Genomic DNA, 26,294 nt, shown 5'->3' with positions numbered 1-26,294 from the left:
AATAACACAATAATGTCAAAAACAATCAAAGCCCTACGGGGTATGAATGATCTTGCCCCAACGGACACACCATTATGGCAATGGGTAGAAGGGCAAATTCAGGCGACCTTCGCCAGCTACGGTTACACTGAAATGCGTAGTCCAATTATGGAGTCAACCAACCTATTCAAACGTGGTGTGGGTGAGGCGACTGACATTGTGGAAAAAGAGATGTTTACTTTCTCGCGTGATGAAGAAGCGGGCGAAAGTTTCACTCTGCGCCCTGAGGGTACGGCTGGTTGTGTGCGTGCTGCCATTGAACATGGCTGGATCTACAATCAAGAACAGCGTTTGTGGTATATCGGGCCAATGTTCCGCTATGAACGTCCGCAAAAAGGTCGCTACCGCCAATTCCACCAAGCAGGTGTAGAAATTTTCGGCATTCCAAACGCTGAGGCCGATGCCGAATTGATTATTTTAACCGCTCGTTTATGGGAAAAACTGGGCATTCGTGAACATGTTACCTTGCAATTAAACTCGATCGGCGGCTTGGAAGTTCGTACGAAATATCGTGAAGCTTTGGTCGCATTCTTACAGAATCATTTAGATGTGTTAAAACAAGATCCAGATAGCGAACGCCGTTTAACCACCAATCCGCTACGCATTTTGGATACCAAAAATCAAGCATTGCAAGCGGTGCTAAACGAGGCACCAAAATTGCACGATTTCTTAGACGAAGAGTCCAAAGCGCACTTCGCCAAACTCTGTTCGATTTTAGATGAAATGGGTATTGCTTACGAAATCAATCAAAAACTAGTACGTGGCTTGGACTATTACAACAAAACGGTATTTGAATGGGTAACCACTGCCCTTGGTGCACAGGGCACAGTATGTGGCGGCGGACGTTACGATGGCTTGGTTGAACAACTAGGTGGACACGCCACTGAAGGTGTGGGCTTCGCGATGGGCTTAGAGCGTTTGGTATTGTTGGTGCAAGAAGTGAACCCAAATATCAACTTGCCAAGAGCGGTAGATATTTATGTCGTTCACACTGGCGAAGGCGCGACTGCTGCAGCATTTCGTTTAGCTGAAACCTTACGCACGGCCTTTCCACAGTTACGCACAATGTTGCACACAAGCGGTGGCAATTTCAAAAAACAATTTAAACGTGCCGATAAGTCAGGGGCAAAAATCGCCTTGGTATTAGGTGAAAGCGAAGTCGCAGAAAACAGCGTGGTGATCAAAGATTTGTTTGGTGAAGCGGAGCAAGTCACTATCGCCCAAGCGGATTTAATCGCCGAACTGGGCAAACGTTTTGCATAAGAGAGGATAGAATGAGCGAATATTACAACAGCACTGAAGAACAACAGTTTAATGAAGCAAAAAACTGGTTTAAAAAGAACGGCACCCCAATTTTACTTGCTATTTGCGTCGTCGCTGGTGCAAGTTTCGGCTGGCAATTTTGGAAAAAGCACCAAATCGAAGTAGCACAACAAACCTCTGAAAACTATCAACAAGTGCTCGACAGCTACTTGCAAAATCCTGACAAAAACGCACCGCTTGTGGAGAAATTCATCAGTGAAAACCAAGGAACATATGTGGTTTTTGCTCAGTTGGAACAGGCTCGCCAAGCAGCCAATAAAGGTGATTTTGTTGCAGTCAAAAGCCAGCTAGAAAAAGCTTTAGCAGCGAGCGAAGATGCCACTTTGCAAAACGTGATCCGCTTCCGCTTAGCCTTAGTGGAATATCAACTTGGCAATTTCGACGGCGCCTTAGCGGTGTTAGCCAATTTGAAAGACAGTGCATGGGATTTACGTAAGCAAATTTTAGTGGGCGATGTGCTAACCGCAAAAGGCGACAAAGCTGCCGCAAAAAGTGCTTATGAGCAAGCGAAAGCGAGCGCCAGCGAGCAAGATAAAATACTAATCGACATTCGCTTGAATAATTTATAATTAATCTTAACTGCTCCTTATTCACTCAGTGTAGTATTTGAGTGTTAAGGAGCTATATGATTGGTTGAATTCCTTGCAGTGGTAGTGGTTCAATTTTCATATAAATTGGAAGCATTGTAGCTCTCAAAATACAATAGGATCACAATCTATAACCGTCATCCGAATAATTACTTTTTTCATTGAACACAAATGGAAACGATAACTTAACCAAAAGAGTTTGTTTCGAATAGAAACGTGCAAAATTTCCCGAAAATCCAACCGCTTGTAAGCCATTTCCGCTATAATTCCCCCAATTTTTTCCAAGAAAAGCAATAATGACCACTTATACCACTTATTTTGCCACCACTGCACGTGGCTTTGAAGAATTACTTAAAACGGAGCTCGAGCAAATTTGTAGCGCAGAATGCAAAGTTGCTCAAGGCGGCGTGCATTTCAAAACCACCCAGAAAGGGATGTATCAAGCCTTAATGCATAGCCGCTTGGCATCTCGCATTTTGCTGCCGTTGATTTCCACCAACATTTTCAGCGACAGCGATTTGTATGCCGCGATTGTGTCGTTTAACTGGCAAGAGCTGTTTGATGCTCGTGATAGCTTTTTTGTCGATTTCAACGGTACGAATCGTGAAATTCGCCATACACAGTTCGGGGCGATGCGGGTCAAAGACGGCATTGTCGATTACTTTGAACGCAAAGGTTCACCACGTCCAACAGTAGATAAAATTTCGCCAGATATTCGCATTCATGTCTATTTAGAACGTGAAAATCTGGTTGTTTCCTTAGATTTAAGCGGCGATGCGTTGCATATGCGGGGCTATCGTGAAGAGACGGGCAAAGCCCCTCTGCGTGAAACCTTAGCGGCGGCGATTGTACTGCGTTCAGGCTGGCAAAAAGGCACGCCGTTTATCGATCCAATGTGCGGTTCGGGCACCTTGCTGATTGAAGCGGCACAAATGCAAGCGAATATTGCTCCGCAGCTCACTCGCAAAAAATGGGGCTTTGATTTCTGGAAAGGACATCAGCCTGCGATGTGGCAGGAAGTTGTACAAGAAGCCAAACAAGCGGTTAATTTAAGCAAAGATTTTGCACATTTCTACGGCATCGATCTCGACCACCGTGTGCTACAAAAAGCGAAGCAAAATGCCGAGAATGCAGGTGTGGCGAGTTTGATCCAATTCCATCAGGGCGATATTGCGACGTTAAAGAATCCGACAACAAGCGGTGAGATCGGAACGATCGTTTGCAATCCGCCTTATGGTGAGCGTCTAGGCACAACGCCTGCGTTGATTGCATTGTATTCGGTCTTTGGGCAACGCCTGAAACAACAATTTGCGGGTTGGAATGCCTCAATTTTCAGTGGTGAACCTGAATTGCTCAACTGCTTGCGGCTGCGTTCTTCTCGCCAATTTAAGGCGAAAAATGGACCGCTTGATTGTGTACAGAAAAACTATTTGATTAGTGAACGCAGCCAAGAGCAAACGGAAGATATGAAATTCGAGCAAAATGCCCAAGTGGCGACTGATTTTGCCAACCGTTTAGCGAAAAATATCAAAAAAGTCGAAAAATGGGCGAAACAGCAGGGCATTGATGCCTACCGTTTATACGATGCGGATTTGCCAGAGTACAATTTAGCGGTGGATCGCTATGGCGATCATATCGTGGTACAAGAGTATGCTGCACCGAAAAACATTGATGAACAGAAAGCTCGTCAACGCTTGTTAGATGCTGTTTCGGCAACCCTTTATGTAACAGGTGTGGAAACCAATAAATTGGTCCTCAAAGTTCGTCAAAAGCAGAAAGGTACCAACCAATACGAAAAATTAGCCAACAAAGGTGACTATTTCTTTGTGAATGAATACGGGGCGAAATTGTGGGTGAATTTAACCGATTATCTCGACACGGGGCTGTTCCTTGATCACCGGCTCACTCGCAAAATGGTCGGTGAAATGGCGAGGAGCAAAACCTTCTTGAATTTATTTGCCTACACGGGGTCAGCAACAATTCACGCTGCGTTAAATGGGGCGAAATCGACCACCACCGTAGATATGTCGAACACCTATCTCAACTGGGCAGAGCAAAATTTAGAGTTAAATGAATTAAACGGCAGAAATCACCGTTTGATCCAGGAAGATTGCTTACAGTGGTTGGTAAATTGCCGTGAGCGTTTTGAGCTGATTTTCGTCGATCCGCCAACCTTCTCCAACTCCAAACGGATGGAAAATACCTGGGATGTACAACGAGATCATATTGAGCTAATGAAACAGCTCAAACGGATCTTAACTGCCAATGGCACGATCATTTTCTCCAACAACAAACGGGGTTTTAAAATGGATTTTGATGGTTTAGCGGAACTTGGTTTAACCGCTGAAAACATCTCGCATAAAACGTTGCCATTGGATTTTGAACGCAATCCACAAATTCATAATTGTTGGATAGTGAAACATATCGAAGGATAGAAAATGTTAGATATTGTGTTATTTGAACCCGAAATTCCGCAAAATAGCGGCAATATTATTCGACTTTGTGCCAACTGTGGTTTTCGTCTGCATATGATTGAGCCTTTTGGTTTCACTTGGGATGATAAAAAACTCCGTCGTTCAGGGCTGGATTATCACGAATTTGTGGATATTAAAAAGTACAAAAATGTTGATGAGTTCTTAGCCACGGCAAAGCCAAAACGCCTTTTTGCACTCACGACTAAAGGTGAGCCAAATCACAGTGATGTGCAATATGAGTTGGGCGACTTTTTGATGTTCGGCCCTGAGAGCCGAGGCATTCCAAAACCGATTTTAGATAGTTTGCCGATGTCGCAAAAAATCCGTATTCCAATGGTGGCGGGCAGCCGTAGTATGAATTTATCGAACTCGGTTGCCGTCGTGGTGTATGAAGCGTGGCGACAATTCGGTTATCAAAATGCCGTGCCACGAGAGCCAATTTAACAGGATAACAAGCGGTCAGTTCCGCATAAAATGTTGCAAATTTTTGTACGGATCTGACCGCTTGCTGTAAATGTAAAGCCCTTAATCCGTAGATTAAGGGCTTTGTTTATTGCAAGCTGAATTTAACTGGCACAGTTAAATCAGTTGGGAAGCCTGCGGGTGGCGGTGAGTTCATCTTCGTGCTTTGTGCTGCACGGCTGGCAGCAGCATCGAGATTGCTGTTGCCTGAAGATTTTACTACGCTGACATTGGTGACCTGCCCGTTGCCAGAAAGTGTGAATCTCAGGGTAACTATACCCGTTTTACGCATCATCTTTTCCCGTTGAGGATAAGCGTTATTGGCTCGTTGCTGTAACGCTCGCTGCAGCTGAGCCTTATAAGCATTGATTTCACCGCTTGCAGCCGCATTATTACTGTTTCCACTGCCTGAAACAGCGGTCTGTAATTTTGAGCCTTGTACAGCATCAGGAATGGCTTTTGCGACAATACCTTGTTTGACTTCTGGCCCTTTTTCCACGGCTTTTATCGGTGGTTTGGGTTTGTCGGCTTTTGGCTTCTCTTTTGGTTTATCCTTTGGCTTTTCCTTCGGTTTCTCTTTTGGTTTCGGCTTTTCTTTCGGTTTCTCGATAGGTTTTGGCTGTTCAACTGGTTTCGGTTCAGGAATGGGTTCAGGTTCAATTTCTGGTTCTGGCTCTTTTATTTCTTCTGGCTCAGGTTCTTTTACTTCTTCTGGCTCTGGCTCAGGCGCGACCGCCACTTGTGGCTGCTCTAAAATTGCCGTCATCATTTCCATTGAAATACTTGTCACTTCCTCAACCGCTTTTGTTGGGCGAGTGGCGTGCATCGCCCACCAAATGCCTGCGAACAGGGCACTGTGTAGGGCTAACGAACCGAGCAAACCAAGGCGAGAATGGTGTTTCTGCATTATCTATCCTACTTTGCTCGTTATTTCGCGGTTTCTTTTTTGGTAACGATTGCCACGTTTTTAATTTCGTTGGCAGCCAAAATATCAGTCAGTTCCACAAATTTCTCAAACGCAACAGCCCCATCAACTTTCAACGTCACTTTTTGCGTTTTATCCCAAGTGGCAATTTCAATTTTGAGCTGATCTTGGTCGATTAGTTTATCGTTGTAGAAAAATTCGTTGTTTTCGGTGATAGTTAATAATTTAGCTAATTCATCGGCTTTGATCGCTTGCGTCGTGGAAGCTTTTGGCACATTAACTTGAATTTTACCTTGCGAGATAAAAGAAGCAGTCACCAGCACAATCGCAAGCAATACCAACATAATGTCGATGAACGGAATAATGTTAATTTCGTCAAACTTTTTCATTGGGAGTCCATTGGTAAAATGTTCGCAGGAAGTGACCGCTTGTTAGCCACGTTTGGCGGCAAGGGCTTGCCATTTGAGTTTGTTTTCTTCCACTTTACGACCGAAACCGTTGTAGAACATCATCGCAGGAATGGCAACTAAAATCCCCACTGCCGTCGCTTTTAATGCGAGGGATAAATGTACCATAATAGACGCAGCATCAATGTCGCCGCCTGAGTGCCCCAATTCATAGAAGGTCAGCAAAATACCGATTACGGTACCGAGCAAACCGATGTAAGGGGCGTTTGAGCCGATAGTTGAAATGGTGGTGAGATTGTGAGTGAGATCGATTTCTAGCTCTTGTAGTGTGTCGTACTGACTCACATTCACTTTTTTATAGAACAGCACTCGTTCAATCACTTTGGCGAATAAAATGACGCTCATTAAGGCGAGCAAACCTAGAATGATGTAGTCGATGTATTGTTGTAAAAATTGAAAAAGCTGTTCCATAAAAGCAATCCTTAAAGCCTAATAAAAATAGGGGTAATTTTTGATAATGGTTCGTATTATAGAAGTTAATCATAAAACTGCAATAAAATTCATCATCACAATACCTGCACAATGAGCGATTTGATGATATATTTCGCACTTTATCTGCAAGCTTAGAGCAAAAAATGGAAGAAACCTTTAAAGAAATCACTCCACAAGAAGCATGGGAGATGATGCAAAACGAAGATGCGGTATTAGTCGATATTCGCGACAGCATTCGCTTTAGCCACAGCCATCCGCAAGATGCGTTTCATTTAACCAATCACAGCTACGGCAAATTTTTAGATGAATACGATTTTGATCAACCGATTTTAGTTAGCTGTTATCACGGCATCAGTAGCCGTAATACCGCCCAATTTCTTGTCGAACAAGGCTTTGATCGTGTGTATAGCGTCAAAGGTGGCTTTGAGGGCTGGGTGAGAGCGGAGTTACCTGTAGAAATGGGATATTGATTAAATAAGTAGGATGGGGGTTGCCCCACTATGATGATTTGCAAATGTTTAATCAAAACTAACCGCTTGTCATCGTGATGAGTGGGGCAAGACCCGCGCTACACCGTAAAGCAATAGGTGGATACAAAGGTTCCCCCCTACAAGTTTAAAGAAAAAGGACAAAACAATGTGGAAAGAAATTTTACTTAACTACGGCATTTTCTTATTGGAATTGCTGACGGTGTTTGGCGTGGTTGCGGTTATTGTGATGTTGATTCTAGATAGCCGTAAACAGCCTGAAAATGGGTCAATTACGATCACTAATTTAACCGAGAAATATAAAGATCAGGTCAAAATTTTATCGAGTTTTTTCTTAAGTGAAGCAGAGCTGAAACACCAAGAAAAGTTAGACAAAAAAGCAGAAAAAGAGAAAGCGAAAGCAGAGAAAAAGCGTTTAAAAGAAGGCGAAGAAAATCTCGAACAAAGCAAATCTCGCCTGTTTGTGTTGGATTTCCATGGCGATATTCATGCAAGTGATGTCAGTGCATTACGCAAAGAAATTGATGCGGTGATTAGCCTTGCGAACCCAGAAAAAGATGAAGTGTTGCTCAAATTAGAAAGTCCAGGTGGCGTGGTACACGGCTATGGCTTAGCGGCATCGCAATTACAACGTTTGAAAGCGCATCAAATTCCGCTTACCGTTGCCGTGGATAAAGTCGCCGCAAGTGGTGGCTACATGATGGCGTGCGTGGCGGATAAAATTGTCTCTGCACCTTTTGCAGTGATTGGGTCGGTCGGTGTGGTCGCTCAAGTGCCCAACATTCACCGCTTGTTGAAAAAGCACGATGTTGATGTGGATGTAATGACAGCGGGGGAATATAAACGTACTGTCACCTTAGTGGGCGAGAATACCGAAAAAGGCAAACAAAAATTCCAGCAAGAATTGGAAGAAACGCACGAGTTATTCAAACAATTTGTGGCAGAGCATCGCCCACAATTAGATGTGGCGAAAATTGCGACAGGCGAACATTGGTTCGGGCAGCAAGCGATCAGTTTGCAACTCGTTGATGCGATTTCTACCAGTGATGATTTAATTCTTGACGCGGTGAAGGAAAAAGACGTTATTGAATTGAAATATCGCCACAAAAAGAAACTTCGTCAACGATTAGGCGATCAAATCGAAAGCCATTTAGAACGTTTAATTGCAAAGCTCTTGCATAAGAGCCATTCGCCAATGTTGTAAAATAGTATGAAAATGACAATAATTTTGTAAATTTTAATATTTCTTAAAATTGTCGAATAAATAGACTTCCAAAATACGCAAAAAATGCGTATCATACGTCCCCTTAGGTGAAAAAGCTTTGGCTTTTTTACTGTTGGAAAGAAATGAGAAGTACGGTTTTTGACCGTACTTTTTATTTGGGGACGTCTCTCATTAAATCTGTATTAAACTTAATCAATGGAACTTCGATGCGTATAGGACAGTATGAAATTAAAAACCGTATTTTCCTCGCACCGATGGCAGGAATTACTGATCAGCCGTTTCGTCGATTATGTAGCCAACTTGGTGCAGGTTTAACCTTTTCAGAGATGATGTCCACTAATCCTGATGTATGGCATACCGAGAAATCGAAGTTGCGATTGTCGCATCATCAAGAAATCGGAATTAACGCTGTGCAAATAGCAGGATCTGATCCCACAGAAATGGCGATGGCGGCAAAAGTAAATGTGGAATATGGGGCAGAGATTATTGATATCAATATGGGCTGCCCAGCTAAAAAGGTGAACAAAAAAATGGCTGGATCAGCCTTGTTGCGTGAGCCTGAATTAGTGAGTCGCATTTTAGATGCTGTCGTAAATGCTGTTGATGTTCCTGTGACGCTAAAAATTAGAACGGGTTGGGATCCTGAAAACCGAAATTGCTTAGAAATCGCTAAAATTGCAGAACAAGCAGGCATTTCCGCTCTTACTATTCACGGACGAACTCGTCGCTGTCTGTTTGAAGGAGAAGCAGAGTATGACTCAATTAAGGCAGTGAAGCAGGCAGTTTCGATTCCAATTATTGCGAATGGTGATATAACCACTGCGGAAAAAGCTCAACAAGTATTAGCTTATACTCAAGCTGATGCAGTAATGATTGGACGTGGAAGTTATGGTCGCCCTTGGCTGTTTGAGGAAATTGGAGACTTTCTAGAGCACGGACAGATTAACGAGTTACCGCTCGAACAAAAATGCCAATTGATGTTGAAGCATATCGAAGATCTTCATCAGTTTTACGGTGAAGAGAAAGGTTATCGAATTGCACGTAAGCATGTCGGTTGGTATAGCGAAAACTTAAGTCCAAACTCAAATTTTAGACGTACTTTTAATGCTTTAGAGACGACAAAAGATCAACTTAAGGTGTTAGAAGATTTTGTAAAATCGATTCGCTAGAATCTCAAAGTTGGATAAATAACAATGTTAGAACAAGAAAAAACAAGTCCATTAACAGTGTCAATGTTAAATTCACATGCACAACAAGTGAATAAACCATTGCGTGACAATGTTAAACAAGCCGTAAGAAATTACTTAGCACAATTGAATGGTGAAGATCCAACTGAATTATATGAGTTGGTACTTTCTGAAATTGAACATCCAATGTTAGATATCGTAATGCAATACACTCGTGGTAACCAAACCCGTGCGGCAACAATGTTAGGCATCAACCGTGGGACATTACGTAAAAAGCTAAAAAAGTACGGTATGGGCTAATTTTTGACGATTAGTCTGCAAGAATTACAAAAAAATCTCACTGAAAACAGTGAGATTTTTGTTTTTACAAGCGGTTAGTTTATCGAATTTTTTTGCAAATGAGCATTTGCAAAATTTGGTGAGAATCTAACCGCTTGTTTATTTATTTCACTTCCCGAATCATAATTTCTGACGGAATGACGGAACCTTGCCAGTAAAGTTCGGCGGCAACCTTGGCAGCGAGTTCAGCGTAGGCTTGGCTAATTTCGTGAGTTGGATCCGCGACCACTGTAGGGGTGCCGTTGTCTAAATCTTCACGCAGACGAATGTGGAGCGGTAGCTGCCCTAACACGTTAGTATTATATTTTTGAGCAACTTTATTCGCTCCACCTGTACCGAAAATATGTTCGTGGTGTCCACAGTTTGAGCAAATATGCACACTCATATTTTCGATAATTCCCAACACGGGGACTGACACTCGTTCGAACATTGCAATGCCTTTAATGGCATCGAGTAACGCAATATCTTGCGGCGTGGTAACTACCACTGCTCCAGTGACTGGAATTTGCTGCGATAGGGTGAGCTGAATATCGCCCGTACCTGGTGGCATATCGATCACCAAATAATCCAAGTCAGGCCACCACGTTTCTTGCAATAATTGGCTTAAAGCACTACTCGCCATGGGGCCACGCCAAATCGTTGCGTTGTCAGGCGACATTAAATAGCCGATGGAATTTGAGAATAACCCGTGGGCTTCAATCGGCACGATGTGTTTGTTATCGGGCGACGTTGGACGTTGATCAGCCGCACCTAACATATGTGGAATAGACGGACCGTAAATATCCGCATCTAAAATGCCCACTCTTGCTCCTTGCGCTTTTAATGCAAGGGCTAAATTGACTGAGGTTGTCGACTTGCCTACACCGCCTTTACCTGATGTTACTGCAATGATGTTTTTCACCCCATTTACCGCAGGGTGATTATTCGCCCGTTTAAGCGTAGCGATTTGGTAATTCATCACCCATTTTACCTCACTGACTTGGGCAATCTGTTTTAATTTTTCTTCGGTCTCCGCTTTTAATTGCTCAAAACCGCTGTTCCACGCAAACGGCATAGCAAGTTCAATGCGTAAGATCGTACCGCCGATCTCGGCTTTCTTGAGTGCATTTAATGCGACTAAATCTTTTTGTAGGGTTGGATGTTGGAATTGCTGTAAAATCCCTTTAATTTCAGCAAGTTGCTGTTCATTAAGTTGGTTCATTGGTTTATCCTTATTGTCGGTATAAATCTTTGCTATAAATCACTTCGCTGCTGTTATTGGGGTCTATGCCACGTATGTCAGGTGCAATAGTGAGACGTCTTTGATATTGGAAAAGCGGTAAAATGGCGACGTCATTTTCTAATTGTTGCACAATTTTGGTAATAAGTCGTTCCCGCTCTTTCACTGTTTGTGTTTGTTGAAGCTGTTCAAGTAGTTTATCGACAACTGGATTTGCATAGCCACTTTTATTATCAGGGCTTGTGGAATGGAACGGCATCAAAAACAAAACTGGATTTGAATAGTCTCCACACCAGCCTGAGCGAATCAACTGGAAGTTATGTTGCTGACGCTTTGTTAAAAGCTGTTTCCACTCAACCGCTTGCAACTGTACACGGAAAAGATCCGAACGGCTTAACGTAAGAGCCATACGGTTAGCAATGATATTGTGCTGACCATGATTATCATGCGTTAACGTGAGCTTCAGTGGATTATGAGCATCAAAACCGAGTTGGTGAAGAAGCTGCTCGGCACTATATGATGATGGATGATGATCATCACTGACCGCCAGCGATTTTGGCAGCACGGAATGTATTGGAATTCCTATACCACGGCTAATTTCAGAAGGCGAAATCATCGCTCGAATTGCTTGGCGAATTTCTTTTTTTCGTAGCAGTGGATCTTCAAAATTGAATTCATAGAAATAATTACACAACTTCGGTAAATGAACGATATCTCGTCCGTAGTTTTCTAATGGATTTTCAACCAGATCAAACCGATCAACATTTTGCACTGTGGTTAATAGCCGATAACGAACAGTTTGGAATCGTTGTTCAGGGAAGCGAGCCTCTAGCAATAGTAATAATTTTTCATGGGTACGAACTTTATAATAACCATTACTGATAAAGGCTTGATTTGGCTGTGGTTTTTTACCTTGATACGTTGGCAACAATGCCAAGTGAGCTAACATTTTCGGAAGCTGAAAATTGGCTGTGTGTAACGTAATTTGCAAACTGGTTGGATTTAATGCTGTGACACCAAGTTCCGTTGGTGGTAATTCGCCTTGCAAAATAGCTTTTGCATTTTGAATGCCCATATAGTTCAAATAAGGGGAAAGTGGGGAGGCATTAGCAGGATCAGCAAGACGTTGCCAACTTGCCACAAAGTCTTGAGCAGTTACTGGTTCGCCATTCGACCATTTGGCTTTCTCGTCCAAAATAATCAACCAATTTTTCCCATCCTCACTGAAAAATTCTCGTCCAATGGCAGGAACCACTTCGCCTTGTGGATTGAACATCATCAATCCAAGCAAAAGATCACGAACAGGGGCCGCATCGGCAATCGCTTTGACAAAATGTGGATCAAGCTGTATGTGGGCAGAGTAGATAGCACGGGTCAGCTCCGTAGGCGAATGCAATTCAACTAACGGTTTTTGATGACGAGTGACTGACTCTTGCTCGCAGCTGACGGTAACGAGCAAGCAAGCACTCAGATAAAGCCAATTTTTTGCAAAAGATTTCACGGATCTAACCGCTTGTGATAATAACATCATGCTTAATTCATCGAAGTGAGTCCAGGAAACAGATTGCTCAGCCCTGCGACAATAATTTCAATACCAAGTGCCATCAAAATCAAGCCCATAATACGCGTAACGATATTTGAGCCTGTTTTACCTAAGCGTTTAACCAACGGTGCTGAGAAGCGGAATAGCACATAACAGATCGTCGCAAATAGAATAATAGCGATGCTAAAGCCGATATAATCAACCCACGAATGATAGCGAGTCCCCCACACAATCGTTGAACCAATTGCTCCGGGGCCTGCCATAATTGGCATGGCTAATGGCACCACTCCGATATTTTCATATTCAGATAAATCGGCATTTTTTTCTTCTTTATTTTGTTTATGTTCACCGAGTTTGCCGCTGATCATCGTCATCGCAATACTCACAATTAGAAAGCCACCGGCAACGCGGAAAGAGTTTAGCGAAATACTGAAGGCATCTAAAATCACTTTTCCGAAATAGAGACTGACCAACAAAATCACCCCCACGGAAACGGATGTGATCAAATTGGTGCGATGGCGATCTGCCTCGTATTGATGGGCAGTCATACTAAAGAAAATCGGCAAAGTGCCGAACGGATTGACGATTGCAAACAGCCCGATAAAGAACTGCAAATAAATCGCAAAGTTGATAACGAGATCCACAACAAACTCAAAATAAAGCCAAAAATAGTTGGCTATTATATAGGGAATCTTTCTTGAATAATGTAAGGCTTGCAAAAATTTACAAGGTGGTAAACGAAATTGGAGTATAATTCTCAGCATAATTCAGTACGAGCTTGGTAAAGGAAAATTATGCGTTTAGATAAATTTATTGCCGAAAATACGGGGCTGACTCGTTCCCAAGCAACTAAAGCGTTGCGGGCGGGGCAAGTCACTGTCAATGGCAAAATGGAAAAAAACAGTGCATTGAAAATCAACGAGCAAGATGAGATTTGCTTTGATGGCGAGCCGTTGGCGTGGGTAGAAGATGGGCAATATTTTATGCTGTATAAACCGCAAAATTGCGTTTGTTCTCATGATGATGGCGAGTATCCAACGGTGTTTCAGTTTTTCGACTATCCGCTGACCACTAAATTACATTGTGCGGGACGGTTGGATGCGGATACCACTGGTTTGGTGCTGCTTACTGATGATGGCAAATGGTCACACCGTATTACATCCCCTAAACATCATTGTGAAAAAACGTATTTAGTGACCTTGGCGGATCCCGTTGAAGAGTGCTATGCGGAAAAATTTGCCGAGGGAATTATGCTACGGGGCGAGAAAACGCCAACTAAACCAGCTCAGTTAGACATTTTGGATGATTACCATGTTAATCTCACCATCAGCGAAGGCCGTTATCATCAGGTAAAACGCATGTTTGCGGCGTTAGGAAATAAGGTTGAGGCTTTACATCGTTGGCGGATTGGTCATGTGATTTTAGATGAAAATTTAGTGGAGGGGGAGTTCAGGCCTCTCACCGTAGAAGAGGTTGAGCGTTTTAAATGAAAATAGCACTTCGCCCAAATACCTTTTTTGTTGTGATTCTCGGAATGCTATCAATGTTTCCGCCGTTAGCGATTGATATGTATTTACCTTCTTTTTTAGATATTGCTCGAGATCTCAATGTTTCTCAAGAAAAAGTGCAAGCCACTCTTGCGGTGTTTACTTTTGGCTTTGCAACAGGCCAACTTTTTTGGGGACCCGTTGCGGATAGTTTTGGGCGTAAACCTATTATTTTATGTGGCTTAGCAGGTGGAGCGGTTGCATCTTTTTTCTTAACACGATTAGCAGATATTGATACCTTCTATCTACTACGATTCATTCAAGGGCTTTTTGGTGCTGCACCGACAGTGGTTGTTGGTGCTCTGGTTCGAGATTTATTTGATCGAAATCAGTTTGCCCGCATGATGTCAACGATCACTATTATTACCTTAGTTGCTCCTTTACTTGCTCCGATTGCAGGGGGCTATATGGCGAAATGGTGGCATTGGCACTCCATTTTTTATGCTTTAATGGCGATGGGGGTGATTTGCTTTGGTTTATTTGCTTGGCGTGTGCCAGAAACATTAAAAGCGGAACATCGAATGCCACTCAGTTTTGGGAAGGTACTACGTAACTTTGTACGTTTAATTTCTCATAAAGCTACCTTGGGCTATGTATTAGTTGGTGGGCTTTCTTTTTCAGGGATGTTCACTTTTTTAACCTCAGGCTCATTAGTCTATATCGGACTATATGATGTAGCGCCACAGCATTTTGGTTATTTCTTTATGCTCAATATTGCCACCATGGCAACAATGACGTTAATCAATGGACGTCTTGTCATGAAAATTGGCTCAGAGAAGATGTTACAAGTAGGCTTAGGGCTTCAACTGATCGCAGGTATTTGGCTGATGATAGTTGGCATCTTTCAACTAGGTTTATGGCCTATGGTGATTGGGATTGCAGTTTTTGTCGGAATGATCTCAACGATTGGCAGCAATGCATCAGCAGCGATTTTAGATCGCTATCCTGAAATGGCGGGAACCGCCAATGCACTCGCAGGGACCGCTCGTTTTGGATTAGCCTCCTTAATTGGGTTAGGGGTATCTTCTATTCCGCTTACTACCGAGCGACCAATGGTATTTACAATGGCAATCTGTACATTGTTAGCGTCAACTCTCTATTATTTTCTCTGCTTACGGGGACAAAAGTCGTAAAGATTAATAGGATTTTCCTGTTAATTTTATTTTAAATAAAAATTTTCTTGTCCATAAATCGACTGTAAAGCCTTTAAAGCTGTGGATAATTTTCTACCTAATTAGATAAAAACAGAATAATTCACTTTTTTGATTCTGTTTTTATCTATTTTCAGCTTTTTACATAGAATAATAATATGAAATTTAGCTAAAAATAGCATTTTACTTTTATTTTGAGAGTCGTTATAGTCGAGCCATTCCACAAGCGGTGAGATGGTTTTGTTATTTTGCAAAATGTAATCCAGAACTGACCGCTTGTATTAGCTTTAAATATAATGAGTTGGCATACCTATGAAAAAGACCCTATACGAAAAATTGTTTGATGCACATATCGTCCACGAAGCACCAGGCGAAACGCCATTGCTTTATATCAATCGCCATTTGGTACATGAGGTAACTTCTCCACAAGCCTTTGACGGACTACGTGCAATGGGGCGTGAAGTTCGCCAGCCGAGTAAAACTGTGGCAACGATGGATCATAACGTACCAACGGACAGCCGTGATCTTGGCGGTTCTGGCGAAATGGGGCGGATTCAAATGGTCGAGCTTTCAAAAAATACCGACCAGTTTGGCATCCAACTTTATGATATTAACCATATTAATCAAGGGATTGTACACGTGATGGGGCCTGAGCAAGGCTTAACTTTGCCAGGTATGACGATTGTTTGTGGCGATTCCCACACGGCAACCCATGGTGCATTCGGAGCATTAGCTTTCGGGATTGGTACATCCGAAGTAGAACACGTTCTCGCCACACAAACGGTCAAGCAAGCTCGTGCTAAAAAGATGAAAATTGAAGTGCGAGGCAAAGTGCGTGAAGGTATCACTGCCAAAGATATTGTGTTGGCGATTATCGGCAAAACCACTATGGCAGGCGGCACTGGCCATGTTGTTGAATTCTGTGGAGAAGCGATTCGGGATCTCTCCATGGAAGGACGAATGACGGTTTGCAATATGGCAATCGAATTAGGGGCAAAATCGGGCATTATCGCACCAGATGAAACCACCTTTGCGTATTTAAAAGGTCGTCCCTCTGCACCGAAAGGACAAGATTGGGAAGATGCTGTCGCGTACTGGAAAACTTTGCATACTGATGATGGTGCAGAATTTGATACAGTCGTGACGTTAGAGGCGAGTGAAATCGAACCGCAAGTAACTTGGGGAACCAACCCTGGACACGTTATCGGCGTGAACGATGTGATTCCAAATCCAGCAGAAATGGCCGATCCGATTGAGCGTCAATCAGCGGAAAAAGCCTTAGCCTATATGGACTTACCGCACGGCATTAAATTGACCGATGTGGCTATTGATAAAGTCTTTATTGGCTCTTGCACGAATTCCCGCATTGAAGATTTGCGAGCAGCAGCGGCTGTGGCGAAAGGTCGCAAAGTCGCTAACGGCGTGCAAGCCTTAGTCGTGCCAGGTTCAGGTTTGGTTCGAGCTCAAGCGGAAAAAGAAGGCTTAGACAAAATTTTTATCGAAGCGGGCTTTGAATGGCGTCAGCCTGGTTGCTCAATGTGTTTAGCGATGAACAATGATCGCTTAGCTCCAGGTGAACGTTGTGCTTCCACTAGCAACCGTAATTTTGAAGGTCGCCAAGGCAGGGGCGGACGTACTCACTTAGTGAGCCCCGCAATGGCAGCCGCTGCTGCAGTTTACGGTAAGTTCGTCGATATTCGTAAGGTAGAACTGCATTAACGTACAAACAAATTGATATGCATTGTAGGGGAGGGGTTGTGTCCTCCCGAACAAGCGGTCATTTTCACCAAATTTTTTGCAAATGACAAACGGGTGGAGACATCAGTCCGCCCTTAAAAGAGATAAGAACTTATGGCACGAGAATTCAAACAACACACGGGCTTAGCCGTTCCATTAGATGCGTCACACGTTGATACGGATGCAATTATCCCCAAGCAGTTTTTACAGAAAGTCAATCGCACTGGCTTTGGGGCACATTTATTTCACGAATGGCGATTTTTAGATGATGAAGGTAAACAGCCAAATCCCGATTTTGTGCTGAACTTCCCTCGCTATCAAGGGGCGAGCATTTTATTAGCTAGGGAAAATTTTGGCTGTGGCTCTTCCCGTGAACACGCCCCGTGGGCATTGGACGATTACGGTATTCGGGTGATTATCGCCCCAAGTTTTGCGGATATTTTCTACGGCAACAGTTTAAACAATCAGATGTTACCAATCCGCTTAAGTGAAGAAGACGTTGATGAACTGTTCAAATTTGTGGTAGCAAATGAAGGGGCGGAAATTACGGTTGATTTAGAAGCCCAAACCGTCGTCGCAAACGGCAAAACCTACCTTTTTGAAATCGATAGCTTTCGCCGCCATTGTTTGCTAAACGGCTTGGACAATATCGGTTTGACCTTGCAACATGCCGATAAAATTGCGGAGTTTGAAAGTAAAATTCCTGCATTTTTACGATAAGTGAAAAAGGCGAGAATATTCTCGCCTTCACGCTTTACTCTTTGGTGAGCAACTTATTCAACGCTTGTGCGTAATCCGCAGACAGGGGGCCAAAAATGGCTTGAACACCTGATGAAACGTTTACCACTTCAGCGGCACCCAGTGTTTTCAACGCTTCACTATCGACTTTCGACAAATCTTTCAATTTGGCTCGTAAACGAGTGATACATGAACTGATTTGTTCAATGTTTCCTTCTCCTCCAAGGGCTTTCAAGAGGTCTGCAGGATCTATCGGCAATGTTTCGTTGCTTTCAGTTTTTGTCGTTTTTTTGAATAAACCAAACATAATGGCTCCTATTAAAAATGAAAAATTGATGGCGATATTTTACGCCTTTTTGCCTAACCCCGCAGCGTTTTTGCAAATTTTTTGCCGAAACTGACCGCTTGTAAGTGCTTGAACTTTGCTCTTCCACAAGATTTTATGCTAAAATTTGGTCACTTTTGATCGTTCATTGTGGGAACGAGCGTAGAGTAAATTTGCAAAATTTTGCAAGAATCCGACCGCTTGTAGGCGGTTTTTTATTTCATCAACTATTTAATGAACAAGTAGCCTCTCGTATGGGCTACCACTGTAAAGGAAACATTATGCCAATTATTACCCTTCCAGATGGCTCACAACGCCAGTTTGATAATCCAGTTTCAGTCTTAGACGTTGCTCAAAGTATCGGTGCAGGTCTTGCCAAAGCAACCATTGCTGGGCGTGTGAACGGTGTACGTCGTGATGCATCAGACATTATCAGTGAAGATGCAACCCTTGAAATTATTACCGCCAAAGATGAAGACGGTTTGGAAATTATCCGTCACTCAACGGCTCACTTATTAGGTCATGCGATCAAACAGCTTTTCCCAGATGTGAAAATGGCGATCGGCCCGACCATCGACAACGGTTTCTACTACGATGTGGATTTAGACCGTTCGTTAACCCAAGAAGATTTAGATAATATTGAAAAACGGATGTTGGAGTTGGCGAAAACCAACTACGATGTGGTGAAAAAAGTCGGCAGCTGGCAAACTGCCCGTGATACCTTTGAAGCCCGTGGCGAGCCGTACAAAATGGCGATTTTAGATGAAAATATCGCTAAGGATGATCAACCAGCCTTATATCATCACGAAGAATATATTGATATGTGCCGTGGCCCACACGTGCCAAATATGCGTTTTTGCCACCACTTCAAAATTATGAAAGTGGCGGGAGCTTACTGGCGTGGCGACAGCAAAAACAAAATGTTACAACGCATTTATGGTACCGCTTGGGCAGACAAAAAACAGCTTGCGGACTATTTGCATCGCTTAGAAGAAGCCGCAAAACGTGACCACCGTAAAATCGGTAAAGCGTTAGATTTATTCCATATGCAAGAAGAAGCACCCGGTATGGTGTTCTGGCACAATGATGGCTGGACAATTTTCCGCGAACTTGAAACTTTTGTGCGTACCAAGTTAAAACAGTACGATTATCAAGAAGTGAAAGGTCCATTTATGATGGATAGAGTGTTGTGGGAAAAAACCGGTCACTGGCAAAACTACGGTGATTTGATGTTTACCACTTCATCAGAAAATCGTGAATATGCGATCAAACCGATGAACTGCCCTGGTCACATTCAGATCTTCAACCAAGGTTTAAAGTCTTACCGTGATTTACCGTTGCGTATGGCGGAATTTGGTTCTTGCCACCGTAATGAGCCATCAGGTTCATTACATGGCATTATGCGTGTGCGTGGTTTCACTCAAGACGATGCCCATATTTTCTGTACCCCAGAACAAGTAGAAAGCGAAGTGACTTCGTGCATCAAAATGGTATATGACATTTACAGTACCTTTGGCTTTGAAAATATCAAGGTGAAACTTTCCACTCGTCCAGAAAACAGCATCGGTACCGATGAAATGTGGGCGAAAGCGGAAGCTGACCTAGCGGCTGCATTAGTGGCAAATGGCTTGGAATATGAAATCCAAGAAGGAGAAGGGGCATTCTATGGGCCGAAAATTGAGTTCACCCTACACGATAGCTTAGATCGTGCTTGGCAGTGCGGTACGATTCAGCTCGACTTCTTCCTACCAGAGCGTTTAAATGCGTCTTATGTGGCAGAAGATAACGATCGCAAAACGCCTGTGATGATCCATCGTGCGATTTTAGGCTCACTAGAGCGTTTCATCGGTATCATCACCGAAGAATATGCAGGTTTCTTCCCTGCGTGGCTTGCCCCAACTCAAGCGGTCGTGATGAACATCACCGACAGCCAAGCGGATTATGTTCAAAGCGTGGTGAAAGCCCTTTCTGATGCAGGTATTCGTGTTAAAGCCGATCTGCGTAACGAAAAAGTGGGCTTTAAAATCCGTGAACACACCCTACGCCGTGTGCCGTATATGTTAGTCTGTGGCGATAAAGAAATCGAAGTGGGCAAGGTGGCAGTGCGTACTCGTAAAGGTGCGGATCTCGGCACCTTCACCGTGGCAGAGTTTACCGAAATGCTCAAAAATCAAATCAAACAGCGTGAGTTGAAACTGTTTGGTGAGGGAGAAGAGTAAGAAAAATGCGGTCGTTTTGACCGCATTTTTTATGGAAATGTGTGACTGACTATTGCATAACCAGTCGAAATTTCGTAGAATTTCGCCCGTTTTTTGTCTTGCTGGACAGTAAGCAAACCCGAAATCATATCTTCTGCAAGCGGTATGATCGTAATAAAAATTTACTAGAGGAATAGTACTATTAAACCTGTAAAACGTGTTCAGACAAATCGTGCACATCGTCTCAATGATGAGATTCGTGGTGTAAAGGAAGTTCGTTTAACTGATCAAGATGGCGAACAATTGGGAATCGTTTCATTGCAAGTGGCTTTAGCTAAGGCGGAAGAAGCAGAGTTAGATTTAGTTGAAATCAGCCCAAATGCCGAGCCGCCTGTTTGTCGCATTATGAACTATGGTAAGTTCATTTACGAGAAAGAAAAAGCCGCGAAAGAGCAGAAGAAAAAACAGAAAGTTGTGCAAGTGAAGGAAATTAAATTCCGTCCAGGCACAGACGAAGGGGACTATCAGGTAAAACTACGCAGTCTGATTCGCTTTTTAGAAGATGGGGACAAAGCCAAAATTACCGTTCGCTTCCGTGGTCGTGAAATGGCTCACCAAGATATTGGTTTAGAGGTATTAGAGCGTGTTAAAAACGATTTAGCCGACATTTCTATCGTAGAATCTGCACCAGGTAAATTGGAGGGGCGTCAAGCCGTCATGGTGTTAGCCCCTAAGAAAAAATAATAAAAAAGTACAAAAGCAGCCTATCGGCTGCTTTTGCTATTTAAGTTCTTTTGCTTCTCTACATGCAGCTTTTTCTCCCCATTCACAGGCTTTTTGGTAATAATATTTTGCCTTTTTAGTGCTATCTTCTTCATTATAATAAAGCACAGCCAAATTATAAGCAGCTTTAGGGTGTTTATATTTGAACGCTTTTAAATACCATTCTTTTGCTTTAGGAATATTTTGGGGAACAATGTCGCTTTCATAATGAATCAAACCAGCCATTACTTGACTATCTGTATCGCCCTCTTTTCCTAATTTTTCAAATGTATCTAAAGCTTTAGCGTGTTCACCTTTATGATATTGCGATAGTGCTACACTATAAAAATGTGCAATATGCATGCTATCTGGGGAGTATGGCGTTCTATGTTTTTCAGCATAGAGATTGCGATATAATGTTTCTGCCTCTTTGGATTTTGGTGCATATTCTTGTTTTTTATCTATTACCACACTTAAAATGTCTAGTGCTTTATCAGGATCTTTTTTTACCCCATTGCCCTGATAATACATCATTCCATAAGTGTAGATAGCTTTGCCGTATAACTCCTCGAAACCTGATATTTCATGAGAATGGTGATCGAGATATTGATGCGTTTTTTCTAACAAAACCTTGGCTTGCTTAAAGTTTTGTTGGGTGCCTTTGCCTTCAGCATAAAGCAAACCAAGTAGGGGACCTGCAAAAAAATAGCGTCCATCTTTATAACGAACTCTTTGTTTTTCGTAAGATTTTTTTGCCCATTCAAATGCTTTTTGGTCATTTTTGTTGACTAATTTGCCGTCGTAATAAGCTTTAGCTAATAAAAATTGAACATAATCAGAATCAACTTGTTGAGCCGTTTGCTCCAAAACTTGAAAGCTAGGGTAATCGTATTCTGTCTTATAATTCCAAGATTGGCGTTCTAATGGATTTTGTGGTGTCCAATACTCTACATCTAGCCCACCTTGTGCATTTTTCTGACCATAAAAATAAACGTTTTCTCCTTGATAAGGGGTAGGACTTACTCCACACACAATGTTATTACTTAACACCACATTCAAACTTTCTTCTTCATCTTTGAGTAGCAGTTCATTCCACAAAGCATCAGCCACAATGCTATTTTGAGGAAATACTTTTCCTTTTACCTTTAATCTAGCTCCTTTAGAAGCCGATTTTGCTTGCTTAAGTGTGGATGTCGATAAGTTGAGATACGGTGATTTGACTTCCATCGCATTAAATTCTCTATCGGCAAAACGACATTTTGCTTCACTTACCGATCCCATTACTATCACGCCACCGATAACGGCCCCAGCACGAATAGGATCAACATTAGCTTGGCTAGGCATTACACAAGATAGTCCTAGGGCCATAATAGCTATGAATTTAGTTTCCATAAGGATTCCTCTAAATAGACTTCAGCATAATACATATAAGTAGTATTACATTCTGATATTTTTATCACATCATTTCTAAAAGAACGACAAATTTTTGTAATTATATTGAAAAAATAAAAAAAAACAGTATACTTCTCAAGTTTCCCTTTAAAGGGAAATTAAGCAATCCACAGGCATATTTCGCAGCCTGATTTGCTTTGCAAGTTTCGACTTGCCGTGATGAAAATCGCTTTCATTGTGTCATTAGTGCAGTCAAGTAAACAAGCGGTTAAATTTCAATATTTTTTTGCAAGTTTCGCCTAATGGCTAATTTTAAACAAACAATGCGGAGTTATTAAACAATGCCAAAAATCAAAACAGTACGTGGTGCTGCTAAGCGTTTCAAAAAAACAGCTTCAGGCGGTTTCAAACGTAAACAATCTCACTTACGTCACATTTTGACTAAGAAAACCACTAAACGTAAACGTCACTTACGTCATAAATCCATGGTAGCGAAAGCAGACCAAGTTTTAGTAGTTGCGTGCTTGCCATACGCATAAGCGTTTGATTAAGTACAACGTACGGTTAGTTAATTTTAGTTTTAAAAATGTGGGCAAACGCCCAATAGACAATTAGGAGATTTAATAATGGCTCGTGTAAAACGTGGTGTTATTGCAAGAGCACGCCATAAGAAAGTTCTTAAGGCTGCTAAAGGTTATTATGGTGCACGTTCACGCGTGTATCGCGTTGCTTTCCAGGCAGTAGTTAAAGCTGCACAATATGCTTACCGTGACCGCCGTCAGCGTAAACGTCAATTCCGTCAATTATGGATTGCTCGTATTAACGCAGCAGCTCGTCAAAACGGTTTATCATACAGCAAATTCATCAATGGCTTGAAAAAAGCATCTGTTGAAATCGATCGTAAGATCCTTGCTGATATCGCAGTATTTGATAAAGTCGCTTTCGCAGCATTAGTTGCTAAAGCAAAATCTGCTCTTTAATTTTTAAAGAATAGAGAATAAGGACGTTTTTTAAACGTCCTTTTTTTATTTTAAGGTATAAAATGAACGCACTTATTTTAATTGATGTCCAACAAGCATTCTTTGATCCAAAATGGGGGAAAAGAAATAATCCATTAGCGGAACAAAATATGTTGTGTTTACTCGATTTTTTTCGCCAACAGAAGCTACGGGTGATCCATATTCAGCATATTTCAGATAATCCTCTGTCTTGCTTTCATATCACAACTGGGCAGGGCTTTAAGCAAGGTTTTACACCGCAAATAAATGAAAAAGTATTTCGAAAACGAGTCAATAGTGCATTTATTGGTACTGATTTAGAGCAATACTTGAAACAACAGGGGATTACGGATTTAACCATTGTAGGCTTAACACTCCCACATTGTGTTTCAACCACTACGAGAATGGCATCAAATCTAGGTTTTAATGTAACCTTAATTGAAGATGCAACAGCCTCTTTTCCATTAAAAATGCCAAATGGGGAAGAGATCTCAGCAGAAGATATTCATAAAATCAATATTGCGACATTAAATGACGAATTTGCAACAATTCTTTCAACTGCGGAGTTTTTAGAAAAATTGAATAGATAGGAGTTAAGAAGATGAACAAAATAATAGTGACTTTGTTCGTGTGCGGTTTATGTGCGTGTTCTACCCCCCCACAACAGAGCAGTGTACCAATGGATATGAAAGCAGTTGAAGAGTACCAACAAAAAATTGCTAGTGGGAAAACCGTTGGACCAGCGACACATTTTGATGACAGTGATTTAAATCACAGTGATCGTAAGCCAAAAGTGCAGGTGTATCACCACTATGAAAGAGTGCCTGTTTTAGTTCCCCACATAGGATATGAAAGGGCGTGGGGAAATCCTCGCTCAGGTGGAAGTATTGGCATTGGATTTGGCGGGTTTTATTAATCACAAAATGGACGCAACTGCGTCCATTTTAGTATCACAAGCGGTCAGTTACTGTGAGTTTTTTGCAAATCAGCTAAGTAGCAAGCCGTCATCACTCAGCTTTTCATGCCGATTCTGTTCAAATAAATGCAATAAATCAGGCACATCCATTTTCTGCCGTTCTTCTCCTGCCACATCAAATGCGACTTGCCCTTGATGCAACATCACAGTGCGATCGCCATAATCCAATGCTTGCCGCATAGAGTGTGTGACCATCAGGGTGGTAAGTTTTTGCTCTCGCACTATTTTATTAGTGAGTTCCAACACAAATGCGGTGGTTTTGGGATCCAACGCGGCGGTGTGTTCGTCCAACAATAAAATACTAGAAGGCTGTAGCGATGCCATCAATAAACTAACGGCTTGGCGTTGCCCGCCTGAAAGACGTCCCATTTGATCCGTGAGACGATTTTCCAAGCCTAAACCGAGCAGAGAAAGCTTTTCTCGAAACAGTTCACGCCGTTTGCGATTTAACGCAAAACCTAAATCCCGTTTTTGTCCACGTTGATAAGCTAACGCCATATTTTCTTCAATGGTGAGCGACTCACACGTACCAGCCATTGGATCTTGGAACACTCGAGCAACCAAGTTCGCCCGCTGCCAGCTACTTTGTTGGCTGACCTCTTGCCCTTGAATTAAAATGTTGCCCGCATCAATCGCACAATCACCGCTAATTGCATTGAGCATCGTCGATTTTCCTGCCCCGTTGCTGCCGATCACACAAACAAATTCGCCTTCTTGAACGGTCAGCGAAAGTCCTTTTAACACAGGATTTTCGATTGCTGTACCACGATTAAAGGTGATAAATAGATTATCCAATTCGATCATTATCGCCCCCGTTTTTGTGCGAATTTGTGTTTAAATTTCGGAAAGACAAGCACAGCCACCACGAGCAAAGCGGTGATTAAATTGAGATCTTGCGGACCTACGCCAATACCGTTTAATGTGTCATTATTTAACGCTAAAGCGATGAAGAAGCGGTATAAAATCGAGCCGATAATCACCGCCAAAGTGAGCCAGACAATCCGTTTGGCGGAGAAAATCGCTTCACCGATAATCACGGCAGCTAAACCAATTACGATAGTACCAACACCAATCGAAATATCAAAACCGCCATTACTTTGCACATACAAAGCTCCTGCTAAGGCAATTAAACCGTTAGAAATCGCCATGCCGAGTAGTGTCATTTTATTCACCGCAATGCCTTGTGCTTTTGCCATTCTGGCGTTCGTGCCTGTTGCTCGAATCGCCAAGCCCGTTTGTGTCGCAAAAAAGAGATCGAACAACAATTTTGCAATCACTACCACAAAGATGGCAATCAACAAGCGGACAATCGCTAGTTGTAGATCGTCATTTGCAGTGATACTGTCATAAACAGTGGGATCGCCAAGCAGAGACACATTCGGCTTGCCCATAATGCGTAAGTTGATCGAATAGAGTGCGATCATCATCAAAATACTCGCTAACAATTTTTCGATCTTAAAACCAATGTGTAAGCTTGCAGTGAGCATGCCAGCTATCGAACCTGCCAACATACCGCACAATGTTGCCAGCCAAGGATCGACATGATTCAAAATACAAAGTACGCATACGCCTCCACCTAACGGAAAGCTACCGTCCGCAGTTAAATCAGGGAAATCGAGAATTTTATAAGAGATCAGTACGCCAAGTGCAACTAAGGCGTAAATCAGTCCGAGTTCTAAAGCACCAATCCAAGTGATGTTGGTGAGAAAGGAAGATAAATATTGCAGTATAATGTCCATAAATACTACTTAACTAGTACA

28 protein-coding genes are annotated in these 26,294 nt (G+C 42.4%); 18 read left to right on the top strand and 10 right to left on the bottom strand.

Going from position 1 to position 26,294, the window contains the following annotated elements:
- The first annotated feature begins 12 nt into the window (after positions 1–12).
- From hisS to trmL, 4 genes are all read left to right on the top strand, one after another.
- On the top strand, positions 13–1,302 hold the full coding sequence (gene hisS, locus A4G17_RS09585; RefSeq protein ID WP_123955811.1) for a histidine--tRNA ligase: 1,290 nt from the start codon (positions 13–15) through the stop codon (positions 1,300–1,302).
- 11 nt (positions 1,303–1,313) lie between these two features.
- Positions 1,314–1,931, top strand: a complete 618-nt coding sequence (locus tag A4G17_RS09580) for a YfgM family protein (RefSeq protein ID WP_123955812.1) — start codon at positions 1,314–1,316, stop codon at positions 1,929–1,931.
- Between the two features lie 314 nt (positions 1,932–2,245).
- Positions 2,246–4,384 (top strand): bifunctional 23S rRNA (guanine(2069)-N(7))-methyltransferase RlmK/23S rRNA (guanine(2445)-N(2))-methyltransferase RlmL, encoded by a 2,139-nt coding sequence (gene rlmKL, locus A4G17_RS09575; protein ID WP_123955813.1) that lies wholly within the window; start codon positions 2,246–2,248, stop codon positions 4,382–4,384.
- A 3-nt stretch (positions 4,385–4,387) separates the two neighbouring features.
- Positions 4,388–4,867 (top strand): tRNA (uridine(34)/cytosine(34)/5-carboxymethylaminomethyluridine(34)-2'-O)-methyltransferase TrmL, encoded by a 480-nt coding sequence (gene trmL / locus A4G17_RS09570; protein ID WP_123955814.1) that lies wholly within the window; start codon positions 4,388–4,390, stop codon positions 4,865–4,867.
- 106 nt (positions 4,868–4,973) lie between these two features.
- On the opposite strand, the gene A4G17_RS09565 is transcribed toward trmL, so the two are convergent.
- From A4G17_RS09565 to exbB, 3 genes are read right to left on the bottom strand one after another with little or no spacing between them, the layout of a single operon-like run.
- On the bottom strand, positions 4,974–5,792 hold the full coding sequence (locus tag A4G17_RS09565) for an energy transducer TonB family protein (protein WP_123955815.1): 819 nt from the start codon (positions 5,790–5,792) through the stop codon (positions 4,974–4,976).
- A gap of 20 nt (positions 5,793–5,812) precedes the next feature.
- Positions 5,813–6,199 carry a TonB system transport protein ExbD gene (gene exbD, locus A4G17_RS09560; RefSeq protein ID WP_123955816.1) on the bottom strand — a complete coding sequence of 129 codons (387 nt, stop codon included), beginning with the start codon at positions 6,197–6,199 and terminating at the stop codon, positions 5,813–5,815.
- A 42-nt stretch (positions 6,200–6,241) separates the two neighbouring features.
- Entirely contained in the window at positions 6,242–6,688 is a 447-nt protein-coding gene (exbB, locus tag A4G17_RS09555) for a TonB-system energizer ExbB (protein ID WP_123955817.1), read from the bottom strand.
- A gap of 164 nt (positions 6,689–6,852) precedes the next feature.
- Between exbB and glpE the strand changes: the two genes are divergently transcribed.
- From glpE to fis, 4 genes are all read left to right on the top strand, one after another.
- Complete coding sequence (gene glpE, locus A4G17_RS09550; protein WP_123955818.1) at positions 6,853–7,179, top strand: thiosulfate sulfurtransferase GlpE; 327 nt, start codon at positions 6,853–6,855, stop codon at positions 7,177–7,179.
- Between the two features lie 166 nt (positions 7,180–7,345).
- Positions 7,346–8,401 carry a protease SohB gene (sohB, locus tag A4G17_RS09545; protein ID WP_123955819.1) on the top strand — a complete coding sequence of 352 codons (1,056 nt, stop codon included), beginning with the start codon at positions 7,346–7,348 and terminating at the stop codon, positions 8,399–8,401.
- Between the two features lie 227 nt (positions 8,402–8,628).
- Positions 8,629–9,591 carry a tRNA dihydrouridine synthase DusB gene (dusB, locus tag A4G17_RS09540; RefSeq protein WP_123955820.1) on the top strand — a complete coding sequence of 321 codons (963 nt, stop codon included), beginning with the start codon at positions 8,629–8,631 and terminating at the stop codon, positions 9,589–9,591.
- Between the two features lie 24 nt (positions 9,592–9,615).
- Positions 9,616–9,909, top strand: a complete 294-nt coding sequence (gene fis, locus A4G17_RS09535) for a DNA-binding transcriptional regulator Fis (protein WP_123955821.1) — start codon at positions 9,616–9,618, stop codon at positions 9,907–9,909.
- Between the two features lie 142 nt (positions 9,910–10,051).
- Here fis and apbC read toward each other — a convergent pair whose 3' ends face one another.
- The 3 genes from apbC to A4G17_RS09520 are packed head-to-tail and all read right to left on the bottom strand — an operon-like array spanning position 10,052 to position 13,354.
- Positions 10,052–11,149 (bottom strand): iron-sulfur cluster carrier protein ApbC, encoded by a 1,098-nt coding sequence (gene apbC / locus A4G17_RS09530; RefSeq protein ID WP_123955822.1) that lies wholly within the window; start codon positions 11,147–11,149, stop codon positions 10,052–10,054.
- Between the two features lie 10 nt (positions 11,150–11,159).
- A complete protein-coding gene (locus A4G17_RS09525) occupies positions 11,160–12,698 on the bottom strand; it encodes a peptide ABC transporter substrate-binding protein (protein WP_123955823.1) in 1,539 nt (512 codons plus the stop codon).
- Between the two features lie 2 nt (positions 12,699–12,700).
- Positions 12,701–13,354, bottom strand: a complete 654-nt coding sequence (locus A4G17_RS09520) for a YchE family NAAT transporter (protein WP_123955824.1) — start codon at positions 13,352–13,354, stop codon at positions 12,701–12,703.
- Between the two features lie 150 nt (positions 13,355–13,504).
- Between A4G17_RS09520 and rsuA the strand changes: the two genes are divergently transcribed.
- From rsuA to leuD, 4 genes are all read left to right on the top strand, one after another.
- Complete coding sequence (rsuA, locus tag A4G17_RS09515; RefSeq protein ID WP_123955825.1) at positions 13,505–14,200, top strand: 16S rRNA pseudouridine(516) synthase RsuA; 696 nt, start codon at positions 13,505–13,507, stop codon at positions 14,198–14,200.
- On the top strand, positions 14,197–15,390 hold the full coding sequence (locus A4G17_RS09510; RefSeq protein WP_123955826.1) for a Bcr/CflA family multidrug efflux MFS transporter: 1,194 nt from the start codon (positions 14,197–14,199) through the stop codon (positions 15,388–15,390). Before rsuA ends, A4G17_RS09510 begins: the two co-directional genes overlap by 4 nt.
- Positions 15,391–15,720: 330 nt before the next feature.
- Positions 15,721–17,127 carry a 3-isopropylmalate dehydratase large subunit gene (leuC, locus tag A4G17_RS09505; RefSeq protein ID WP_123955827.1) on the top strand — a complete coding sequence of 469 codons (1,407 nt, stop codon included), beginning with the start codon at positions 15,721–15,723 and terminating at the stop codon, positions 17,125–17,127.
- 132 nt (positions 17,128–17,259) lie between these two features.
- On the top strand, positions 17,260–17,865 hold the full coding sequence (leuD, locus tag A4G17_RS09500) for a 3-isopropylmalate dehydratase small subunit (protein ID WP_123955828.1): 606 nt from the start codon (positions 17,260–17,262) through the stop codon (positions 17,863–17,865).
- Between the two features lie 34 nt (positions 17,866–17,899).
- Here leuD and A4G17_RS09495 read toward each other — a convergent pair whose 3' ends face one another.
- Positions 17,900–18,190 carry a PTS sugar transporter subunit IIB gene (locus tag A4G17_RS09495; RefSeq protein ID WP_123955829.1) on the bottom strand — a complete coding sequence of 97 codons (291 nt, stop codon included), beginning with the start codon at positions 18,188–18,190 and terminating at the stop codon, positions 17,900–17,902.
- Positions 18,191–18,489: 299 nt separating this feature from the next.
- Between A4G17_RS09495 and thrS the strand changes: the two genes are divergently transcribed.
- Positions 18,490–20,427: a threonine--tRNA ligase gene (gene thrS, locus A4G17_RS09490; protein ID WP_123955830.1), complete on the top strand. Its 1,938-nt coding sequence runs from the start codon at positions 18,490–18,492 to the stop codon at positions 20,425–20,427.
- Positions 20,428–20,607: 180 nt separating this feature from the next.
- On the top strand, positions 20,608–21,150 hold the full coding sequence (gene infC, locus A4G17_RS09485) for a translation initiation factor IF-3 (RefSeq protein ID WP_123955831.1): 543 nt from the start codon (positions 20,608–20,610) through the stop codon (positions 21,148–21,150).
- A 36-nt stretch (positions 21,151–21,186) separates the two neighbouring features.
- On the opposite strand, the gene A4G17_RS09480 is transcribed toward infC, so the two are convergent.
- The gene (locus tag A4G17_RS09480; RefSeq protein WP_123955832.1) at positions 21,187–22,560 is read right to left on the bottom strand and encodes a tetratricopeptide repeat protein; all 1,374 of its coding nucleotides are present in this window, start codon (positions 22,558–22,560) and stop codon (positions 21,187–21,189) included.
- Positions 22,561–22,901: 341 nt separating this feature from the next.
- Between A4G17_RS09480 and rpmI the strand changes: the two genes are divergently transcribed.
- The 4 genes from rpmI (at position 22,902) to A4G17_RS09460 (ending at position 24,474) form a co-directional block, all read left to right on the top strand.
- A complete protein-coding gene (gene rpmI / locus A4G17_RS09475) occupies positions 22,902–23,099 on the top strand; it encodes a 50S ribosomal protein L35 (protein WP_005596065.1) in 198 nt (65 codons plus the stop codon).
- A gap of 87 nt (positions 23,100–23,186) precedes the next feature.
- Positions 23,187–23,540 (top strand): 50S ribosomal protein L20, encoded by a 354-nt coding sequence (rplT, locus tag A4G17_RS09470; RefSeq protein WP_005714486.1) that lies wholly within the window; start codon positions 23,187–23,189, stop codon positions 23,538–23,540.
- Between the two features lie 62 nt (positions 23,541–23,602).
- A complete protein-coding gene (locus A4G17_RS09465) occupies positions 23,603–24,148 on the top strand; it encodes a cysteine hydrolase family protein (protein ID WP_123955833.1) in 546 nt (181 codons plus the stop codon).
- Between the two features lie 11 nt (positions 24,149–24,159).
- A complete protein-coding gene (locus A4G17_RS09460) occupies positions 24,160–24,474 on the top strand; it encodes a hypothetical protein (protein WP_123955834.1) in 315 nt (104 codons plus the stop codon).
- A 69-nt stretch (positions 24,475–24,543) separates the two neighbouring features.
- On the opposite strand, the gene A4G17_RS09455 is transcribed toward A4G17_RS09460, so the two are convergent.
- Positions 24,544–25,338: an ABC transporter ATP-binding protein gene (locus A4G17_RS09455; protein WP_123955835.1), complete on the bottom strand. Its 795-nt coding sequence runs from the start codon at positions 25,336–25,338 to the stop codon at positions 24,544–24,546.
- Positions 25,338–26,273: an ABC transporter permease gene (locus tag A4G17_RS09450; protein WP_123955836.1), complete on the bottom strand. Its 936-nt coding sequence runs from the start codon at positions 26,271–26,273 to the stop codon at positions 25,338–25,340. Before A4G17_RS09450 ends, A4G17_RS09455 begins: the two co-directional genes overlap by 1 nt.
- Positions 26,274–26,294 lie beyond the last annotated feature (21 nt).

Source organism: Frederiksenia canicola (assembly GCF_011455495.1).
Taxonomy (GTDB): Bacteria; Pseudomonadota; Gammaproteobacteria; order Enterobacterales; family Pasteurellaceae; genus Frederiksenia; species Frederiksenia canicola.
Note: the sequence above shows the minus strand (reverse complement) of the source record. Positions and strands in the feature narration are given on the sequence as shown.

Bases quoted from the DNA above. Each gene is read 5' to 3' on its own strand.
- hisS (WP_123955811.1), top strand. From the start codon at position 13: ATGTCAAAAACAATCAAAGCCCTACGGGGTATGAATGATCTTGCCCCA.
- A4G17_RS09580 (WP_123955812.1), top strand. From the start codon at position 1,314: ATGAGCGAATATTACAACAGCACTGAAGAACAACAGTTTAATGAAGCA.
- rlmKL (WP_123955813.1), top strand. From the start codon at position 2,246: ATGACCACTTATACCACTTATTTTGCCACCACTGCACGTGGCTTTGAA.
- trmL (WP_123955814.1), top strand. From the start codon at position 4,388: ATGTTAGATATTGTGTTATTTGAACCCGAAATTCCGCAAAATAGCGGC.
- A4G17_RS09565 (WP_123955815.1), bottom strand. From the start codon at position 5,792: ATGCAGAAACACCATTCTCGCCTTGGTTTGCTCGGTTCGTTAGCCCTA.
- exbD (WP_123955816.1), bottom strand. From the start codon at position 6,199: ATGAAAAAGTTTGACGAAATTAACATTATTCCGTTCATCGACATTATG.
- exbB (WP_123955817.1), bottom strand. From the start codon at position 6,688: ATGGAACAGCTTTTTCAATTTTTACAACAATACATCGACTACATCATT.
- glpE (WP_123955818.1), top strand. From the start codon at position 6,853: ATGGAAGAAACCTTTAAAGAAATCACTCCACAAGAAGCATGGGAGATG.
- sohB (WP_123955819.1), top strand. From the start codon at position 7,346: ATGTGGAAAGAAATTTTACTTAACTACGGCATTTTCTTATTGGAATTG.
- dusB (WP_123955820.1), top strand. From the start codon at position 8,629: ATGCGTATAGGACAGTATGAAATTAAAAACCGTATTTTCCTCGCACCG.
- fis (WP_123955821.1), top strand. From the start codon at position 9,616: ATGTTAGAACAAGAAAAAACAAGTCCATTAACAGTGTCAATGTTAAAT.
- apbC (WP_123955822.1), bottom strand. From the start codon at position 11,149: ATGAACCAACTTAATGAACAGCAACTTGCTGAAATTAAAGGGATTTTA.
- A4G17_RS09525 (WP_123955823.1), bottom strand. From the start codon at position 12,698: ATGATGTTATTATCACAAGCGGTTAGATCCGTGAAATCTTTTGCAAAA.
- rsuA (WP_123955825.1), top strand. From the start codon at position 13,505: ATGCGTTTAGATAAATTTATTGCCGAAAATACGGGGCTGACTCGTTCC.
- A4G17_RS09510 (WP_123955826.1), top strand. From the start codon at position 14,197: ATGAAAATAGCACTTCGCCCAAATACCTTTTTTGTTGTGATTCTCGGA.
- leuC (WP_123955827.1), top strand. From the start codon at position 15,721: ATGAAAAAGACCCTATACGAAAAATTGTTTGATGCACATATCGTCCAC.
- leuD (WP_123955828.1), top strand. From the start codon at position 17,260: ATGGCACGAGAATTCAAACAACACACGGGCTTAGCCGTTCCATTAGAT.
- A4G17_RS09495 (WP_123955829.1), bottom strand. From the start codon at position 18,190: ATGTTTGGTTTATTCAAAAAAACGACAAAAACTGAAAGCAACGAAACA.
- thrS (WP_123955830.1), top strand. From the start codon at position 18,490: ATGCCAATTATTACCCTTCCAGATGGCTCACAACGCCAGTTTGATAAT.
- A4G17_RS09480 (WP_123955832.1), bottom strand. From the start codon at position 22,560: ATGGAAACTAAATTCATAGCTATTATGGCCCTAGGACTATCTTGTGTA.
- rpmI (WP_005596065.1), top strand. From the start codon at position 22,902: ATGCCAAAAATCAAAACAGTACGTGGTGCTGCTAAGCGTTTCAAAAAA.
- rplT (WP_005714486.1), top strand. From the start codon at position 23,187: ATGGCTCGTGTAAAACGTGGTGTTATTGCAAGAGCACGCCATAAGAAA.
- A4G17_RS09465 (WP_123955833.1), top strand. From the start codon at position 23,603: ATGAACGCACTTATTTTAATTGATGTCCAACAAGCATTCTTTGATCCA.
- A4G17_RS09460 (WP_123955834.1), top strand. From the start codon at position 24,160: ATGAACAAAATAATAGTGACTTTGTTCGTGTGCGGTTTATGTGCGTGT.
- A4G17_RS09455 (WP_123955835.1), bottom strand. From the start codon at position 25,338: ATGATCGAATTGGATAATCTATTTATCACCTTTAATCGTGGTACAGCA.
- A4G17_RS09450 (WP_123955836.1), bottom strand. From the start codon at position 26,273: ATGGACATTATACTGCAATATTTATCTTCCTTTCTCACCAACATCACT.